Annotated in this window: 17 protein-coding genes and 1 tRNA gene; 6 read left to right on the top strand and 12 right to left on the bottom strand. The window is 53.1% G+C overall.

Annotation, left to right across the window (positions count from 1 at the left end):
* The first annotated feature begins 11 nt into the window (after positions 1–11).
* The gene (locus Pr1d_RS22410; protein WP_168205427.1) at positions 12–1,727 is read left to right on the top strand and encodes a GH32 C-terminal domain-containing protein; all 1,716 of its coding nucleotides are present in this window, start codon (positions 12–14) and stop codon (positions 1,725–1,727) included.
* A gap of 682 nt (positions 1,728–2,409) precedes the next feature.
* On the opposite strand, the gene Pr1d_RS22405 is transcribed toward Pr1d_RS22410, so the two are convergent.
* The 8 genes from Pr1d_RS22405 to Pr1d_RS22375 all read right to left on the bottom strand — a co-directional run bounded on the left by Pr1d_RS22405 (position 2,410) and on the right by Pr1d_RS22375 (position 10,395).
* Positions 2,410–3,684, bottom strand: coding sequence for a PQQ-binding-like beta-propeller repeat protein (locus Pr1d_RS22405; protein WP_148075618.1), 1,275 nt, complete (start codon positions 3,682–3,684; stop codon positions 2,410–2,412).
* A 306-nt stretch (positions 3,685–3,990) separates the two neighbouring features.
* Entirely contained in the window at positions 3,991–4,893 is a 903-nt protein-coding gene (locus tag Pr1d_RS22400; protein WP_168205426.1) for a carbohydrate kinase family protein, read from the bottom strand.
* A complete protein-coding gene (locus tag Pr1d_RS22395; protein ID WP_148075616.1) occupies positions 4,890–6,500 on the bottom strand; it encodes a sugar porter family MFS transporter in 1,611 nt (536 codons plus the stop codon). The genes Pr1d_RS22400 and Pr1d_RS22395 overlap by 4 nt, the downstream gene beginning before the upstream one ends.
* Positions 6,501–6,990: 490 nt before the next feature.
* Entirely contained in the window at positions 6,991–7,113 is a 123-nt protein-coding gene (locus tag Pr1d_RS26535; RefSeq protein ID WP_261343802.1) for a hypothetical protein, read from the bottom strand.
* An 832-nt stretch (positions 7,114–7,945) separates the two neighbouring features.
* Complete coding sequence (locus Pr1d_RS22390) at positions 7,946–8,179, bottom strand: hypothetical protein (protein ID WP_148075615.1); 234 nt, start codon at positions 8,177–8,179, stop codon at positions 7,946–7,948.
* A 46-nt stretch (positions 8,180–8,225) separates the two neighbouring features.
* Positions 8,226–8,555 (bottom strand): hypothetical protein, encoded by a 330-nt coding sequence (locus Pr1d_RS22385; protein WP_148075614.1) that lies wholly within the window; start codon positions 8,553–8,555, stop codon positions 8,226–8,228.
* A 148-nt stretch (positions 8,556–8,703) separates the two neighbouring features.
* Entirely contained in the window at positions 8,704–9,654 is a 951-nt protein-coding gene (locus tag Pr1d_RS22380; protein WP_148075613.1) for a hypothetical protein, read from the bottom strand.
* Between the two features lie 351 nt (positions 9,655–10,005).
* Complete coding sequence (locus Pr1d_RS22375; RefSeq protein ID WP_168205425.1) at positions 10,006–10,395, bottom strand: helix-turn-helix transcriptional regulator; 390 nt, start codon at positions 10,393–10,395, stop codon at positions 10,006–10,008.
* Between the two features lie 411 nt (positions 10,396–10,806).
* On the opposite strand from Pr1d_RS22375, the gene Pr1d_RS22370 reads away from it, so the two are divergent.
* Together Pr1d_RS22370 and Pr1d_RS22365 are read left to right on the top strand one after the other, a co-directional pair.
* A complete protein-coding gene (locus Pr1d_RS22370) occupies positions 10,807–11,673 on the top strand; it encodes a ThuA domain-containing protein (RefSeq protein WP_148075611.1) in 867 nt (288 codons plus the stop codon).
* A gap of 136 nt (positions 11,674–11,809) precedes the next feature.
* A complete protein-coding gene (locus Pr1d_RS22365; protein ID WP_148075610.1) occupies positions 11,810–13,183 on the top strand; it encodes a sulfatase family protein in 1,374 nt (457 codons plus the stop codon).
* A gap of 127 nt (positions 13,184–13,310) precedes the next feature.
* On the opposite strand, the gene Pr1d_RS22360 is transcribed toward Pr1d_RS22365, so the two are convergent.
* Both Pr1d_RS22360 and Pr1d_RS22355 read right to left on the bottom strand, forming a co-directional pair.
* Positions 13,311–13,655, bottom strand: coding sequence for a histidine triad nucleotide-binding protein (locus tag Pr1d_RS22360; protein WP_148075609.1), 345 nt, complete (start codon positions 13,653–13,655; stop codon positions 13,311–13,313).
* Between the two features lie 17 nt (positions 13,656–13,672).
* A complete protein-coding gene (locus Pr1d_RS22355; protein ID WP_148075608.1) occupies positions 13,673–13,930 on the bottom strand; it encodes a Trm112 family protein in 258 nt (85 codons plus the stop codon).
* A gap of 290 nt (positions 13,931–14,220) precedes the next feature.
* On the opposite strand from Pr1d_RS22355, the gene Pr1d_RS22350 reads away from it, so the two are divergent.
* Entirely contained in the window at positions 14,221–14,934 is a 714-nt protein-coding gene (locus Pr1d_RS22350; protein WP_148075607.1) for a hypothetical protein, read from the top strand.
* A gap of 72 nt (positions 14,935–15,006) precedes the next feature.
* Here the strand turns inward: Pr1d_RS22350 and Pr1d_RS22345 are convergent, their stop codons facing one another.
* Positions 15,007–15,300, bottom strand: coding sequence for a hypothetical protein (locus Pr1d_RS22345; protein ID WP_148075606.1), 294 nt, complete (start codon positions 15,298–15,300; stop codon positions 15,007–15,009).
* A gap of 405 nt (positions 15,301–15,705) precedes the next feature.
* Between Pr1d_RS22345 and Pr1d_RS22340 the strand changes: the two genes are divergently transcribed.
* Both Pr1d_RS22340 and Pr1d_RS22335 read left to right on the top strand, forming a co-directional pair.
* Positions 15,706–15,788: transfer RNA gene (locus tag Pr1d_RS22340), tRNA-Ser, on the top strand.
* A gap of 136 nt (positions 15,789–15,924) precedes the next feature.
* Positions 15,925–16,542 carry an EF-hand domain-containing protein gene (locus tag Pr1d_RS22335; protein WP_168205424.1) on the top strand — a complete coding sequence of 206 codons (618 nt, stop codon included), beginning with the start codon at positions 15,925–15,927 and terminating at the stop codon, positions 16,540–16,542.
* A gap of 116 nt (positions 16,543–16,658) precedes the next feature.
* Here Pr1d_RS22335 and Pr1d_RS22330 read toward each other — a convergent pair whose 3' ends face one another.
* A complete protein-coding gene (locus Pr1d_RS22330; protein ID WP_148075604.1) occupies positions 16,659–17,795 on the bottom strand; it encodes a DUF1559 domain-containing protein in 1,137 nt (378 codons plus the stop codon).
* Positions 17,796–17,937: the final 142 nt, after the last annotated feature.

Here is a 17,937-nt window from a genome sequence, read left to right as displayed (position 1 = left end):
AGAAGAAGAGAATGAAGAAAAAACACGAAGTAATGCGGGCAGGATTCGTGGCCGCAGGTCTGGCTGCAATGCTCTCTCTAACAGCGCCGGTCTTCGCTCAGGAAGATGTCCATGAGGGAATCGAACGGGAAGTAGTGCTAGATGAAAAGTACATCCTACTGCCCGTTGAGAATGAAGCTCCGGATAAAATCCTTTCACTGGTGGTTGACGGTAAGAAGGTACGCGAACTGGTGATTAACCTTGCCAGAGACAAGACAGATTGGTGGGCATTTATCGAGACAAAAGAATTCGCAGGTAAAAGGGCTACACTAAGAGCGGAACGACTCACTGCCGAGCAGTTGGACAGCTTTTTTGCCATTCGTGTGGACAGTACTTATCCCGGGGAGGATGAAGTCTACCAAGAGAAATTGCGCCCGCAGCTTCACTTCAGTTCCAAACGAGGCTGGAACAATGATCCTAACGGCATGATGTACTACGGTGGAGAATATCATTTGTTTTACCAGCACAATCCATACGGTTGGGATTGGGGCAATATGACGTGGGGCCATGCTGTCAGCACCGACTTGGTCCATTGGGAGGAAATTGGTGATGCCCTCCAACTTGATGAGTATGGAACCATGTTCTCAGGCTCAGGCGTTGTCGATTGGAACAACACGACCGGTTTCCAAACAGGTGATGAACCGCCATTGATTACCATTTACACCAATGCCGGTGACGCAAGTCCGTGGTCCGAAGGGAAGCCTTTTACGCAGGGCGTCGCTTATAGTAACGACCGTGGTCGCACGTGGACAAAGCACGATCAACCGGTACAGGGCCACATCAATGAAGGCAATCGCGATCCGAAGGTCATCTGGTGGGAAGAAACAAAAGAATGGGTAATTGTCCTTTTCTTGAGCGACAATCGCATGGCGTTCTTCCGTTCTCCAGACTTGAAGCGATGGGAGCTTCAGAGTGTACTCAAGTCCTTTCATGAGTGCCCGGAATTGTTCCAATTGGCAGTGGATGGCGATGAAGACAACAAGAAATGGATCCTTTATGGGGGTGCAGGAGATTACTTCATCGGTGATTTCGATGGAAGTCATTACAAACCAGAAGGCGGAGAGATTAAGTTCAATTATGGCGACTGCTTCTACGCTTCTCAGACATTCAGTGATATTCCCAAGGAAGATGGCCGACGCATTCAAATGACATGGGGAACGAACGACTCACCAGGCATGCCATTCAACCAGATGATCGGTTTTCCCGTAGTATTGACGCTGCATACTACGGATGAAGGTCTTCGCATGTTTGCGAATCCTGTGAAGGAAATCGAGAAGCTGTATGCAAATGAGCATGAGTGGACAGATGTCCCTATCCCTGCAGACCAAAGTGTCCCGGCACCCGGCATTGAAGGTGAACTCTTCGACATCGAAGCGGTTCTCGACATCGGTGATGCGGAAGAAATTGGATTGAGTATTCGAGGTGAAGAAATTATCTACAACGTCGAAGATGAGGAACTGGTTTTTGGTGAATCAAGAGCCCCCCTCAAGGCAAAAGATGGGAGCATTCGCCTGCGGTGTATCGTGGATCGCACATCGATAGAGATTTTTGCGAACGGCGGACAGATCTACATGCCATGTAAATTACGCGCTGATGATGCCAACAGGAGTATTGCGGCCTTCGCACGCGGTGGTGCTGCTACGGCCACATCAATAGAGTTACGGGAACTTAATTCCATTTGGAAATAGGAGCCTATCCCAGAACGTGCGCAAAACTGAGCGTGAACCACGCGAATGAGAGATACAGGAAGGCGAAATAATTGTCAGCTTACTTTTCCCTTGGCATGCGCGGCGGGCAAATCGCACCGCCCGGTTGATGAGTTGATCGCTGCACCAGTTGTTGTGGGCGACCGCGCTGAGAATCGGGTGCAATTAAACAAACGTACAGAATCCGTCATAGCCAACCACGTCAACTAGAACAGCAAAAAGGACTTACGGCGGAAATCATACTCCCAAATCTGGGAAGCTCAAACCAATCTGATTTTGGGAGCGGTTCGAGATGGCGGTCGTGGACACCTCCGTCTCGAAGAAAACAGCGAAAAATGGGATCGCACAACTGACAGTTGGACCATCTTCGGCGGATTTGGCGGGCCGCAGGCGCGCAGAGGTGTCCTTGGCGAAATGACACCTCGTTCAGTTCGGCGAACGCCTTAGCCGCTGAAGTTGCACCAACCGCCTTCAAACCCTCAGCTTGTGTCCCGCGGCTGCGAGTTAGGACGGCAGCTATCTGCAGAGGCCGTTTAGACCTCTGTACTTAGCGATCCACCGGAAACGTGTACGGGTGGTCCAACCTCCTTGGTATTTTCTCTCCACATCAAGAGGCTTCAAAGCGGCTGAGTTCTCGTTCCGGCCCTGGTCTCATTTTAAGGGACTAAGGTCCATCTGCCTTAATCGAACTACGCGTCTTGTCTTGTATGTCGTAGCAAAAGACGTACTCCAGGTCTCGGAGATAAAGTCGACCGTTGGCAATTACAGGGTGGGTCCAGATCTTGCCTTCTGGCTTACGCAGCTCGGTCTGTGGCGAAAGGCGAAAACGCCCGCGTTCTTCCCACCCGTCGGGCGATGGTTCAACCAAGGCGACCTCACCGTCATCTTCGCTGAGACAATAGAAATGTCCGTCGGCATAACTGATGGCCCCCTTACCGAAGGCTTCTCGCTCACGCCATACCCGCTTGCCATTGGCGCAGGACTGACATAGCCATCCCTTGCCATCGGCGTACCCGTAGACGTAATCGTCCAACCGAATAATTCCACCGTGGTGATTGCTCATCAGTTTGTTGGAGAAAATTACCTCCGGCTCGGCGGAGCCATTGAGGCGGATTAGCATACAGCCCGCTCCATATCCAGAAGACGCATAGACTTCCTTGCCTCTGACAGTTGGCGTAGGGACGACAGCCACCGTACCGCCCCAAGGCAGGCTCCAAAGCAGCTCGCCATGCTCAGGGTCAACACCCACTAACTGCGAAGCCAAGAGCTGAACCGCGATACGACGCCCGCCATCCTCCGCCAGGACTAGCGAAGAGTAGTGTGCTTCTTCAGAGAGGTCTTCGCACCTCCAAATGACCTGCCCATTTGCACGGTCGAGCGCGACGATCGCTCCATCAGATCCGCCCGGAGTACAGAGTACTCGGTCCTCTAGCACCAAGGGTGATTCGGCATATCCCCACTCAGGGATCTTGCCGCCAATATCTAGTAGCGAGGTCGACCATATTTCCTCGCCGGTGCTGGCGTTTACGCACGCCAGGTTTCCCCTGGCGGCAAGCGCGTAGATTTTGCCGTCGACGACTGTTGGTGTACCTCTAGGACCATCGCCCCAGTCGTTCTCGTACAATGCCCCGATCTTTGTTTTGAATAGCTCACTTCCAGTTTCGGTGTCTAAGCAAAACAAGAATTCTTCACCATGACGCGTGCCCATGATATAGAGGCGATCGCCGACAATTGCTGGGCCCCCGAAACCGTACCCGCAGTCTTGATAGAGCCATTGACGTGGAGGTCCCCCCTCGTCCCACGAGGTGAGCAGTCCCATCTCGTTCGATTTGCCATCGCGAATGGCCCCCTGCCACTGCGGCCAATCCTCCGCATTTGCTACGATTACAATCGCGGCTTGAAGCACCCCGGCTAAAGTGACTCTCAATACCCCGTTCATCTGGACATACTCCTAATCTGCTTTTGCCTTTGACGGAATCGAGTAGACGTGCAAGATAGCACTATCAACCACAAGTTAATAGAGAACAATATGTCTTCACGCCGGCCGGCACTGGAGGGTTTACTGCCACTAGCCGTAGCATGTCGAATGTAGGCAACAAAGAGACTGTCGCCGTCTTTTTGGAGGCTCCTTGGAGTCCCGATTCCGAATAAGTGGCGCATTACCAATCCCAAATTGCGCGCCATCCCCAACATGAGGTACCGCTTGCGAACCTGAGAATGACAAGAAGAATCACGCACGAAGATTTCATGTTTTCATACACCTTGAGTAATCGTTCAGCGGCGACATATGCGGCGTGGCGCCGCTTTGTGAACAAACGAAGGCTGCCGCCGAACACGCCGCTTCATTGATTTCTTGCAAGTTGCTTCGGTCAAGCAGTCCAAGAGACAACGCAGCCGTGAACGCGTCACCTGCGCCCACAGTGTCAACGACGTTTGTCTTCACCCCAGCGTGCTCGCTGACTTGGCTACCCCGCAACAAAACCGCGCCTTCTGCTCCACGGGTGAGAGCAACCGCGCGAAGTTCAAAACGCTCTGCAAGCTGCCGCATCACGTCTTGGTTCGTTCCCGACAAACCACAAAGCTCCGCAACCACCGGCAGCTCTTCGTCGTTCAACTTCAAAACGTTTGCAAGCCTGAGCGAGTCAAGCAGAACGGCATCGGAAACGAATGGCGGTCGTAGGTTCACGTCGAAGACACGTAGCTTGGATGACGCCGTGGACGAAACGAACTTCTGGATCGTTGCACACGAGCGTTCGCTACGCTGGCCAAGTGTGCCGAAGCAACAAGCGTCCGTTCGCCGTGCAAGCTCCGCCAAATCATCTGACCAGATGAGATTGTCCCAGGCCGTATCAGACGCGAATTCATAGTTCGCGCGGCCCATTTCGTCTAACTCAACTCGAACTTGTCCCGTTGGTTTGTCCTGCGATTCGACGTATGAAGTACCAACGCTACGATGGCCAAGTGCAGCCACCGCGCGAGTCCCTAAGTCATCCGTGCCGACGCTACTTACCATATGAACGCCAACCCGTTCGCGTCCAAGTCCAGCCGCGCTGCAAGCAAAATTCGCAGGCGCTCCACCGAACCGCGAACAATCCGGAAAAACATCCCACAGGATTTCACCGATTCCAACGATCGTGTGACGTTTCAATGTTGATTCTCCTCTGCGATGCCGAGTTGTGCCTGCATCTCTTCCAGTGGAATGCCTTTGGTTTCCGGAACCATGAACGTCACCCAGGTGAGTTGCAGTACCATCATGCAGGTGAAGAACCCAAAGAGCTGTCCAGGCACGAAGTGTTCCATGGCAATGGGGAACAGGAAGCTCAGGCCCGCGGCACAAACCCAGTGCGTAGCGCTGCCGAGTGCCTGACCGGCGGCTCGATGATCGTTTGGAAAGATCTCGCCGATAAACACCCAAATCACCGTGCCCTGGCCGATGGCGTGAGCGGCCATAAAGCCGATAAGACAGAACAGCACGAGCGTGCTCTTGAAACCCAGGAACTGCTTGGCCTCGGTTGTCGCTTCCTCGGCGAGGGCTTTGGTCTCTTCATAAGATGCTTCCTCAGGGATCACTGCCGGCTGCCCCTCGTAGGCAGCCAGCGAACTGGCCTTACTCAGCGCTGCCTTGGCGTCGTTGTAAGCAGCGTAAACGCCTGGACGATCCTTCTCCGCCACGAATCGCTCACCAGCTTCGATCGCGATGACCGTATCGGCCGCGTACTCTAAATCACCAGCAGCGGAAACGACGTTGAAAGCCGGCGTACTCAGGAAGGCCCATGCACAGATGCCGAGCGACGCGATGTAGCCGACTGAACCAATGTAAAGGAGGGTTCGACGGCCGAGCTTGTCGATCAGGGCCAGCCCCGCAAAGGTGAAAATCAGCATCGTGATTCCCAACAAAATGGAAGCCATCAGTGGATCTGATAGACCCGCCAGACCCAACAGGCGCGGCGCAAAGTACAGGATAATGTTGATGCCAGAGAACTGGTTGAAGAATGCGATTAGAAACGCCAGCATGATCGGAACTTGTAAATGCCGTGTCCAAAAGTGGGCCGTCTTCTGCTTGTCGGCGACAGAAGCCTCGACTTCGTCCACCAGCGCTTCAAGTTCGGCGTCCGTCATGTCCGGATTGATCTGACTGAAAACCTTCCTGCCGTCGTCCCGCCGATTCGCATGTGTAATCAGCCAGCGCGGACTTTCCGGCAGCGTGAAGGACAGAATGGTGTAGACCAGAGCAGGCACGGCCTCAAGACCGAGCATCAGCCGCCAGGCAATGGCCTCGCCAACCGTATTGCCGACTAACCAGTTGGAGGCGAAAGCCACCAGGATGCCGAACACGATGTTGAACTGAAACATGCCCGCCAGCTTGCCACGGTTATTCGCAGGCGAGATTTCAGCGATAAACATCGGTGCCGAGATCGTCGCTGCTCCTACGCCCAGCCCACCGATGAACCGTGCAATCATGAAGGTCCACGGTTCCGGAGCAATGGCGGACGCGACCGCTGAAATGAAATACAGGAATCCGACCGCGATCAGGCATTTACGACGCCCGAATTTGGCCGCAGGCATACCGCCAAAGATCGAGCCGATGACCGTCCCCCACAGGGCAGCACTCATACACAGTCCGTGCCAGAAACCGTCTAACTGCCAGAGCCGCTGGATGTCTTCTTCCGCGCCCGAAATAACGATCGTGTCGAAGCCGAAAAGGAACCCCGCAAGTGATGCAGTAATTGACCAGAATAGCAGGCGGCTTTTCATACGATCCCCGATTTCAATCCTCAGGTAGTGTCCGTCAACTCAAGGGGATCAAAGGAAAAGTTATTCCGCATGCGGATGACTCAGTCACCAAGACAATCAGCCACCAAGACAAAAAGTTCGCCCCCAGCTGCCCCGGCTGGGGGCAAATCCAACAGCGGACCTGCTGCCGTGATTCGGTCTGTCAGACGTCGCTTCGGTAGACGAAAACCGGATGCCAACCGCAGCGAGCGGCCGCTTTGCGTTACGTCAATAGATTCTAGCGAGTAGCCGTTTTGAATCCGTATCGGCGAAGTGCGGCGTATCAGAATTTTCGTTCGCCAATGCCTGCGAAGTTCAATACCAGATACGCTTAAGATAACGAAGATGCCAATCCGAGGCGCACGACTTCGTCCAAAAATATGCGCGCAATGTTGAATTGGGATGCCCCTGGTCTTACGAAACTCCCGGTTCGCGGGCATAGCGATTGGGCACAGCGGCCCCTTCGTCCTTGCTACTTCAGATCGAAGTCCAGGTTCAGATTGTCCTCTCCGATTTCCATGTCGATGCCCCCGGCAGTGTAGCTGCCTGGAACCAGCTCGCGCATTGCCGTCGCTTGGCGGTACCTCGGTGGCACTCGTTAGTTCGCTCCTTGGCAGACGAGTGCGCCGCCAAGGCCTGGAGTTGGTAACCCGGTACTCCAACCGGGAATAGCCGAGGAGACGGCAGGATCTCCCAAGTTCCTGGGGAACCCCTATTGTCCGTTTGCACATGTTCCATTCCGACGCCGGCAGGACTGTTGATACCAGACCATAACGGTACCGCAGCGTGGCCCTTGGTGGTACAAAGGCAAAGGCTCCCACGAATGGTCTTTCGACGCTCAATAGCATGGCTTTCGGACTCGATATCTACGCTTCGCAGGACAGGTTACCCTGCCACCACGCAAGACTCTCTTCCAGTTGCTGGTCAGGCTCTACTGGACGGGCTTTCCACCCGCAAGGTTCCGATGAAAGGTTTCAAAGTTGTATCCCTACATCTCTTCCCCCTTTCCCAAGCTTTGCTTGGCGCAATGTACCAGACCGCATGCATCTTGCGGTCACTGAAATTCAACGCGGTTGCATCAACCTCTCCGTTCGAGCAATTGTCCGAAATGCGTGAGGTGTTCCTCACCCGTGCGAGTTTGAAGATTTCGTACGTGCACCAGGATGCCCCCTCCGCAGCGTCGAAACGCGACTTGCTAAACTGCACAGGAGTACCAGACTTCCAACAGAAGCGGTTTTCGCGAATCCGCGTCGGTCGAAATGACCGCTGTGAGTTCGATAAATTGACTTCTCCAAACTCTGGGACCGAAGCCTATTTAGGCCCTATTATCTAGCGGCAGTGCTCTTGACTGCACTGCATGTCGGCGTGCAAACTTTGGTCTCATTAAACTGAGAGGCCGGTGGTGCATGGTGGCCTCAAGAAACCTTTTACTGGCCAGCAGAACCGTTCTGCTCGTACAGATAACTGTGGACTTGGTCCGCTACTTTTATCAGCAGCGGCAAATCCTCACGAGCAAAACTAGCTGAACCTCGCCACTCCTCTCCTTCTTTGTAGAGGGCGGTGAACTGGACCTTGCGAGGAGCGTTGTCGCCGTTCTCAAAAACAGCGGCCTTAATCTTACCAATACGAACTTGATGAACGGGTCGATTGTTTTCCGACATCGTATCATCTCCTTTCTTGCCTAAATGGAGGACAGAGAAAAAGGACCTAAGCAGCCAAGCTCAAGAGCGAGGCTGCCTTTTGGTCCACAAATAAACGGTCACCGGCGTTTTCATAACGACCGGCAATCCGTGTCAATGCGTCCACAATGCCAAACACCGAAAACGATGCCTGTTGCTCGGCAAGCTGAACGACTTGCTCCCCTAGTCGGGAGCTAACGCCGTGCTTGCTGAGCACATTGCGGACTTCTTCGGCATCTTTGCCGAAGGGGGTTTCCATTGCGAGCTTGATGCCGCTAGCAAAAGAGTCGCGACGTTCGTCACGTTTCTTCACTAACTGAGCAATCGTCTCGCGGACATCGCTTTGCGTGGGAACCACTCAGCAGTCGAATTACAACTCGTAGACAATCTGCGATTCTAACGCAGCTGTAGACCGCCAGCCAAGAGCTACGGAACTACACGCAGTTCTACATTCACTCTCCCTGGAAAGTGCAATCAAAACCTAATTTCTACATTACAAGCGTCTGCTACGCTGCTTGCGATTGACATTGCTCTGCCATCTGAGCTGCTCGCAGTGCAATCCTCCGTAGTTCAGCGTCGGCATGGCATGCAAAATGTCCTTCCTTCAATTTCAAAGCCTTCTCTGGTCTTTTGATTTCTGTTTTAGGATTCCCGTTTATTAGAGTTGCCCGCATCTTGAAGGGGGTGTTGCCAATACCTTCAAGAGGAGTTGTCATTTTCTGCGGTGGCGGCGTATTGGCTTTTATTCGGCCTCGACGGCGGCGGCAATTTGATTGTCTCGGTCGCACTAGCGAAAGCATCGGGCCGTCGATGTAGAGCTGTCCGTAGACATTCTCATTTTGTTTGTGGACCTCTTCCGTATTGAGGAATCCCCTATCCAGTATTCGCTGGAGAAGCCGTGACTGTGAGGTACGCAGCACGCCTGTCCATTCCTGAAAGTCCGCATAGCGGAAGCGAGCATAGTGTTCTTGTGGACGAAGGCGTTGCATCGGCTTGCGTTGTGGAATGCGACACATGAAGAAGGCAAAATAGAACAGGGCCTCAACGGTCGTCGCACCTCCGCGAGCTACGTGTCGCAGAACTCGTCGAGCAACCGGCTTTGTGGTTGCCGACCACTGGCAGTCGTCGTTGCATTCTGCGAGTTGCTGCTCCAATTTAGGAAGTTGGGTGGCGAGCTTGCTCGCAGCGGAGTCGATTTCCACGTGGGACATACGCCGATGGCGTGGATGATGCTTCGCGTTGCAGTTGAGGATTCGATAGAGCGATACTTTGCTGTCCCTGTGTAGGGCGGCGGCCTCCCAGGTGGCTGCGAACACACGCACCTCGTCACGGCGGAATATTCGTTGCCGGTAACCTTCAAGCAGTGCTCGAAGTTGGACGGCGGGCACTTTAGCGTAGCCTTCTTGGAATTGCCGATAGCGAACCGATTGTTTGTCGCTGCGTGATAGATGCACCATTTCTGTTCCTCCGTGAAAAGACGCGAGAAGCCTGATTGCCAGGGCGTACCGGTCCTGTGCGACATTTGTCGATTGACCGTTGACTATGCGTGAGGAAGTGGGTTAGTGTCGATTTGGGAAAATCACAAGAACACACAATTCTTCAAGCGAGTCATTCCGCACTAAAGCGGATGCTGCTGATTCAGGGCTTTCGCCGTCGGTTCACATACTTAACTCCGTTAATAAGTTCGAGGCGACGCGAATCGTCGGCCCGCACAAGTTAGCAGAGCTACACTATCAGGCTTTGGCAGCAGTTGTCACCAACCGAATTTGGCGGACTACCGGTCAGCTAGGGTTGGTCCGTAAGCCGTCCTAGGATTTCGTGTGACGCCACTCGTCTTGTGAAGGACAACCAGCTCTCGCCCATGACCTGATTTCATCGCAATTCCACCGCACGGCCCTGCCGATTCGAACGGGATGAGGGATTTGTCCAGAACTTAGTATTCGCCACACGGTCCTAGTCGACACATTGAGAAATGAGGCAACTTGCCTCGCATCGATAAGCGGTTCATTGCTGCTCGTCGATTCTGGTTCGCCGCTCGGCTTTGGTGGGTCTGGCAGCGGTTCTATTGGTGTCGGTGGTACACGCTGCTCGGATTCACGCATCACCTGGATGGCTGCCATGAAAAGCTCAGTCAGGTGAGCAGTAGAAGTTGAATCGAGCGTTAGAGTGAATCGTAACTCCAGAGATTGAGTCTTCATTTTGGTGCTCCTTTGGCTGAGGCAATTCCTCATTTACCAAAGAGTCCAATTAGAGAATCAAGGGCCTCGCCAGAAAATCTCGCACTACATTTCCGGTCGAACTGGGACGACATAGGTAGATTTATCGACCCAAACGCCAATCGAGAGAATGTAGTTTCACTCTGTAAAACAAGGTATTTCTCTCGTTGCCGCAAGTAGCCTAAGTAGTCACGAGGTAGCTTCGGAGGCCGACACTCTATCCAGTTGAGCTACGGGGACGCGGTCACAATAAGGTCTACGATATTAGCGTATTTGATCCCTTTTGGTAATGCCCTTCACGCTTTCGAGCCGTGGCTCAAAGTGTTCGATTGGCCTATACTCGGATTACAGAAGATATCGACTAAGCTTTTTGTTCAAACGGAGAGGAATCTCATGCGTTTCAAGTATCTGATTCTCGTACTTCTGCTATTCGTGTTCGGTCCAGCTTGTGCCATGGGCGAGGAACACACATTCAGCATGCCTGAGTATGCCGAAGGGGAAGTTCCTCCTGCTCGTTCCCATGAGGAGGTCGAAAGACTTCTGGCCGGAGCGAAGCCTCTTGTAGAGGAGGAACCTCTTCGCGTCGTGTTGGTGGCCGGTCCGAAAGATCACGACTTAGGTGAGCACGATTATCCGAATTGGCAAAAAGTCTGGTCGCGCATGTTGGCCTGCGTTAAGCATACCAAGGTCGATACTGCATGGGAGTTTCCCGACGAGAAACAGATCGACGCGGCGGACGTGCTCGTCTTTTACCAACGTGGACGTTGGAACGACGAAAGAGCAGCGGCAATCGATCCTTTCCTGGCGCGTGGAGGAGGAGCCGTCTACATCCATTGGGCCGTCGATGGCCGGGGTGGCGAACAAGAGATGGCCAAGCGAATTGGTCTGGCGTCTCTTGGTGGTTCCATCGGATATCGTCACGGTCCGATTCACGTCGACTTCAGTCATAATCCCCATCACCCGATCGCGCGGAATCTCACCGAAGTTGATTGGGTCGACGAGAGTTATTGGCGCCTTCGAGGGGATCCTTCACAAATCTCTCTCCTGGGGACAGGTGTTGAGGAGGGAGAGCCCCGCCCCTTGTTTTGGACCGTTGAGCACGGACGCGGACGGGTGTTCGTTTCGATCCCTGGGCACTACATGTGGACCTTTGACGATCCAATTTTCCGGGCAGTCCTCTTGCGCGGCATCGCTTGGGCAGGAAGGAGAAACGTTGACCGTTTCAATGAACTGGTTACTCTCGACGCACGGATTGACTGATTCCAGTTTGCAACAAGAATAAGACTTTATGATCTCTTGACTACGAGCTATCTAATCAAAAATCCTTCAGGTCGGGATGCGTCCTTCGAGATCAGAGGGAATTTCCTCCGCTTTCCAGTTCCAATTGTTTGAAAGAATGAAACCTACTCTCAGCTTCATACTGCCAGTTGGGCTGTGCTTGCCTTTGATTGCTTCTGAACCAAGCAGACCCAATATCGTTCTAATCATCAGCGATGATCAGGCTTGGACCGACTACGGATTCATGGGACATCCCTCGGTTCAAACTCCTCATCTTGATGAATTGGCGAGTCGTAGTTTATTGTTCGATCGCGGTTATGTGGCGGCTCCCCTCTGCCGGCCTTCGTTGGCTACTATGCTGACGGGGCTTTATCCATTTCAGCACGGAATAACGGGAAACGACGTCGACGGGCACAATAATCGAGCTGTGCTGGATAAGTCATTACGCGAAAGCTTCTACAAGCAGCCTAACTTTATCCAGATGTTATCTTTAAACGGTTACTTGACCCATCAATCAGGCAAATGGTGGGAAGGATCTTATCAGGATGGTGGCTTCACTCATGGCATGACTCATGGTGACCCGGCACGCAATGGCCGTCACGGAGACATGGGTCTCAAGATCGGACGCGAAGGAATGCAACCAGTGACAGACTTCATCGATTTGGCACTCGATCAGCAGAAGCCTTTCTTCCTCTGGTATGCACCTCTTCTGCCACATGAGCCGCACAATCCGCCTCAGCGGCTGCTTGAAAAGTACAATAAACCAGACCTCGCTGCAGACGTTGCCAAATACTATGCCACGTGCGAATGGTTCGATGAAACTTGCGGAGAGTTGCTAGGTTACCTTAAGAAGAAGGGGGTCGCGGATAACACTGTGGTACTTTACATCTGCGATAACGGCTGGGCAGCGCCGAGTACCAATGCCGACGATCCGAATCAAAAACTCTGGAAAGCCTATGCACAGCGATCCAAGAGTTCACCCTACGAAAAAGGTATCCGCACTCCCATCATGATCTCATGGCCGGGACACTTGGAGGCGGGGAGGATGGTAGACTTCGCCCATGCCATCGACCTCTTCCCTACCATAGCCGCGGTGGCAGGCATCGAGATCCCCGCAAACCTGCCTGGAATCAATCTGTTGGATGCCGAGGCCCGAAAGGACCGCAAGCAAGTCTTCGGCGTCTGTTATTCGACCCACAATGTGACGATTGGCAGTCCTGACGACACTTTGCAATATCTGTGGTGCGTGGAGGATCAGTGGAAATTGATTGTGCGGTACAATGGCAAGGACACGACTCAATACCGTAACCTGCACGAGTGGGACAGTGCTCCATTTCATCTCTACCATTTGCGAGATGATCCGCACGAAGAAAAAGATCTTGCCGGAGAACATCCGGATATTGTAGATCGCTTAACACAAGCGATCGAAGACTGGCGGAATCGAACCCTTCCACTCGCAGAAACAAAGAGGGATTTGACTCCGAGAAAATGAGTCATCGCCAGCCGATTCTGCAGGGCACCCTCAAACCAAATGCTTCGATATTCAAGGTCATCAGGTTACTGGAGGCAGAGACGGAAGTCCTCCGAATTGTGTCCGCACCCTTTCAACTTTTTGCCTGTTACCCTGGTGGCCATTGGAGAGGTCGGCCACCAAGTACATGAAAATGCAAGTGGTCGACAGTCTGGCCGCCATCTTGGCCACAGTTGACAACTACGCGGTAACCCCCTTGCGCGATCCCTTCTTGCCGGGCAACATCGCGGATCACCATCCACAGATGGCCCAAGAGGGGCGCATTGGTTTCAGCGAGGCTTTCCAGCGACGGGATCGGCTCGCGGGGGATTACCAGCACGTGCGTAGGGGCCTGAGGATTCACATCGCGAAAGGCGACACATTGATCGTCCTCGTAAACGATCTCGGCGGGTATTTCCTTGTCGGCGATTTTCTCAAAGAGTGTTTTTTCCATGGCAAACAAATCTGCAGTTATGCGAGTTGAGTGACGTCGATCGCTTCATCGTGAAGCATCACCGGGATGCCGGAGATAATGGGATATAGCAAGTCGCCCGCAGCCCGCAGAATACCCCCGTCAATCGGCTTCTTCACCGGTTGACCACCAACATTCGAAAGCTTACCGGCGAGTATCTCTTGATTCACTTTCTCAACCAAATCGGTGTCTGCAAGTGTGAGCGTCGAGCGATCATCGGGGCACCGAAGGATTTCAAGTAGTTGGGGATCGATCAAAGGAGTGGCCTTATGCAGGAACGAACTTTAACTTATCAGAGATACCTGGCCGGACCGTCAAGCGGTCCGGGAATCCCGGAGGCAAGTGTGCCTCCGACTATGCAGCAATTTTAGAGTCTCTACACTTTCGATGCTAGCAGTCTAGCTTGGGACTGATGATTCTGGCGCTCGTTGGCCGATGAATAACGAAGAAATCCTACCTATCGAGATTCGGTTTTCTCGATTGATATCGTGGCCGACCCCCACGAACTTGCCAAACTACTGAAAATCTGCAATCGCCGAGGTATGAAATGCCTGTCGCTCGACGATGGACTGTCGTGCTTTCCTCCATGTTTGTTGGATTAGGATCGCTCGCTTCTACTGCCCAAGAGACTGCCGCTCCCCAGGTGACTTACGAAGAACGCGACGGAGTGCGCTATCAGGTAACTCGGCAAATAGTGCGGCAGTCGGTCCCTACCACCGTGATGCAGGATCGTCAGCAAACGGTGCTTGTCCCCAAGACGACCACCGAAAACATCACGCATCAACAGCGATATCGTGTCCCTGTGACTCAGAATCAGACGACCCAAACGCTTGTCGGGCGGTGGAATCCGTTTATCACGCCTTATTGGGAACAATCGGTCCATCCAGTGACCACCTGGCAAGAGCAAGTGGTCGACGTGCAGATCCCCGTGACTCGTACAACCTGGGTTCCAGAGACCAAAACGGTTCAAGTTCCCGTCACGGAATTTCGCACAGCCGAACGTGAAGTCATCACGCGAGTGGCCGTGAGTGGCGATGCCACGTCCGGCAGCAACCAAGCCCTTGCCAGCGCTCAGCCGCTTGGGAATGTTCAACCGATGACGGCCGGTTCACCAACTTCGTCTTATCGCAGCGCAACCATTGCAGCACGACCGGCAGCCACAAGCAACTCAGGGTACGGGGGACAAGTGATGCCGAGCGATCCACCGCGACAAGCCACAGGCAATTGGCAAACACCGGCAGTGAATTCGCGGTATCGGTAGGTAGAGTTGAGGGTGTAGTGTTGAAAGTTGAGTGACAGGACCTGACTCTCAACCCTCAACTTTCGTTCGACTCTAGACCGTCTTGCGTCGACGGGAACGGCGGCCGGCGGGAGTGGCGCCCCATTCTTTGGTGAGGGCTTCGAACACTTCGGGGGTTTCGTAGCGGACGATCCCTTTGGTTTCGGGCATGGGACCGATCAGCCCCCGAAAAACCGGCATACCCCGCAAACTCAAGTCGGTGCTGCAATCGTCGATGCCGATCTGCGTGTGCATCTTCAAAATGGCTTCTTCGTGCTGATAGTCGCGGGTTCGCAACTCGCCGTTCGTGCCGCGAGTAACGACACGGATCGTTTTTGGGGCCGCCATAGGGGTTCTCACTACAAACGCTGGAGGGAAGTCAGGATACAGCAAGTATCGGCGCCCCCTGCTAGCATCTGCGGTTTTTCACACCCGCCGTGCATACGTGGCATAGGGTGAAGAACCCGCACAATTGGTTGAATGTGCAAGGTCTAAGTCACAATGACCCATAGCGAAGAAGAAATGGAACGCAGATAAACACAGATTGGGCGGATGATCGCGGATCAGATTGAACTATTTTCATTGGGCCATTATCGAAATGAAACGAAGCTCAGCCAATCTCGGTCATGAGTAGTCTGCGCAAATCCGCTAAATCCGCGTTTGTCCGCGGCCTATTTCTTCCTCTCATTGCCTGCGGGGCCGAGAGCGATTAAATTGGAATATTCCTGTCGCTCCGCGCGAGAGGAATACGCTGGAGGGTATGCGAATTGGCCAGCAGTCTGACTCGAAATCAGATGCCCCGCAAGGGGTTGAGGGTTCGAATCCCTTGCCCTCCGCTTGGCGGACTGGATTGCCGTTCTTTGTACATTTTTTCCACTTTCGAAGTTTCTCAGAAAGACAGGTTAAGATACCGTGATTACCAACTTTGCTATATATCGCCGCGGATTTGCCTCGAGTCCCGAGGTCAAGCACATGCTCAAAACCCTCTGTCTGCCAATTCTCCTTGTCGGATGTAGCGGTGGGCCGAACAGCGTTCAGCTTCCCTCTTTCGATCCGGGCGATGCTGGGGATCGGGCAATGGCTATATACGATACCGATGGCGATGGGTTTGTCGCTGGCGAGGAGCTAGAGAATGCCCCAGGGCTCAGTGCTGCGTTAAAGAACCTCGATACGAATACGGATGGAAAGGTTTCAGCCGAGGAAGTTGCAGAACGGATCCGCACATGGCAAGCTTCACAAATCGGCTTAATGAGCTTTTCTTGCGATGTCCTACTAGACGGCAGACCCCTCGAGAGTGGAACAGTTACCTACGATCCCGAGGAGTTTCTCGGTGGTGCGGTTCAGCAAGCGGTCGGCGAGATTGCGACGGGAACGGCCTACCCGCTGATCCCAAAGGAGAAAAGGCCTACTCCGGATACGCCGCCGGGTATTCAAGCGGGCATCTACAAGGTTCGGATTTCACGAATTGAGAACGGAAAAGAAACGATACCGGCCAAATACAATACCGAGACCACACTAGGACATGAAGTATCGCGTGATGATCCAGACATTGTCAACAAGCGAGTCATCTTCAAGTTAAAGAGCAAGTAGGCTGCTCGATTTACCAAACTGAGATACCCAGGGCTTCTGCCGAAGCATTTTTGTGGATTTCACTTGTCTCGGACTCTGGCAGAGATCCATAGAAGGGACCTAGTGGTAGGTCACACCTATTGGGGAATCACTTGGCCATCCAATCGACTCGCCGAGTAACTGTGGACAAACTTGTCCACGTCATAGCTGATCGAGCGAACTGATCCATCGCAGTAAACCATGTTGAATGCCCCAGGATGAGCACTACCAAAGATAGAGGTGGACTCAAAATTATCCGTATCGGCACGAGGTTGACGCAATTCAGCGAGATTGGCGGCTTCCACAATTGGATCCGGATTCCATGCTTTGCGCTGATTGTCCCATTCATATCCACAGTAGGCAGATTGGTTTGAGCTGAGTGAATATCCCGGATCACTCGAACTAGCGGCTCCATTGTATTCTGCTGGTTGCATATACCTTTCACCGATCAAGTAAGTATTTGAGGTGCCATCCTCAATTTGATTCAGGGAGATCTCGCTACGAACGTGGATGACGCCACTCTGGCAGCGCTTGTAAAGAAGCCCGGCAAATCCGGTAGCTGGTTCACAAGAATTAGTAGGTAGTTGAGACATTCTAGTACTTATATATGCATCGACAGCTGTGTAGTCACCGTTGGTTGCAGAGGGGGCACTACCGAACCACTCGGCACCGTCCCAAACAAACGATGTTCCCGAATTACCCGCATAGTCACCTCTCATGATACCCGAGGTAGTAGACATACTCCGCACCCAGGAACCGACATTCTTCACGGTTGGATTCCAAACTGAAAGAGGCAAAGCCGCACCGCCGCGCGTGGGGCATCGGTACCCAGCAACATTCGTTTGAAATAGAGAAGTCATTGCTGCTTGATGGGCGGCGGAGCCGATTGTCGTTCCCGATCCCAAATTGCGTAAGTTTTGTTGTTCGATAAACGGCAGAAGTCCGTACATCCATCCAGCAGGCTGGTCTTCGCCAAAGCCACGATCCGGATCAGGCCCCCAATCGTAACTCCATCCCCCCGTGGGATAAAAACCGTGAGTACTCTCATGGTTGAGCGAACCCAATCCCAATTGCTTGAGGTTATTCAAGCATTGGCTTCGTCGGGCAGCCTCTCTAGCGGCCTGGATGGCGGGTAGCAGAAGTGCCACCAGCACCCCGATGATGGCGATTACCACCAATAGCTCTACCAAGGTGAAACCGGTTCGGGGAGTAAACAACTTGGTGGATTGCTTCATGACAGGGACCTGCAATAAATGGATCGAATTAATAGCTTAGCGCACGTACGCCCCTAGTTAAATAGAGGGGCCATCCTCCATTGTTACCCCGCGCTGCCAAATCGACAACAACAGAGAGCGCAGTTTTTACTAGCAATTGCGC

The sequence above is a fragment of the Bythopirellula goksoeyrii genome (assembly GCF_008065115.1).
GTDB classification, from domain to species: domain Bacteria; phylum Planctomycetota; class Planctomycetia; order Pirellulales; family Lacipirellulaceae; genus Bythopirellula; species Bythopirellula goksoeyrii.
The sequence above is the reverse complement of the archived record's forward strand: the minus strand, read 5'-3'. Positions and strand labels throughout refer to the sequence as shown.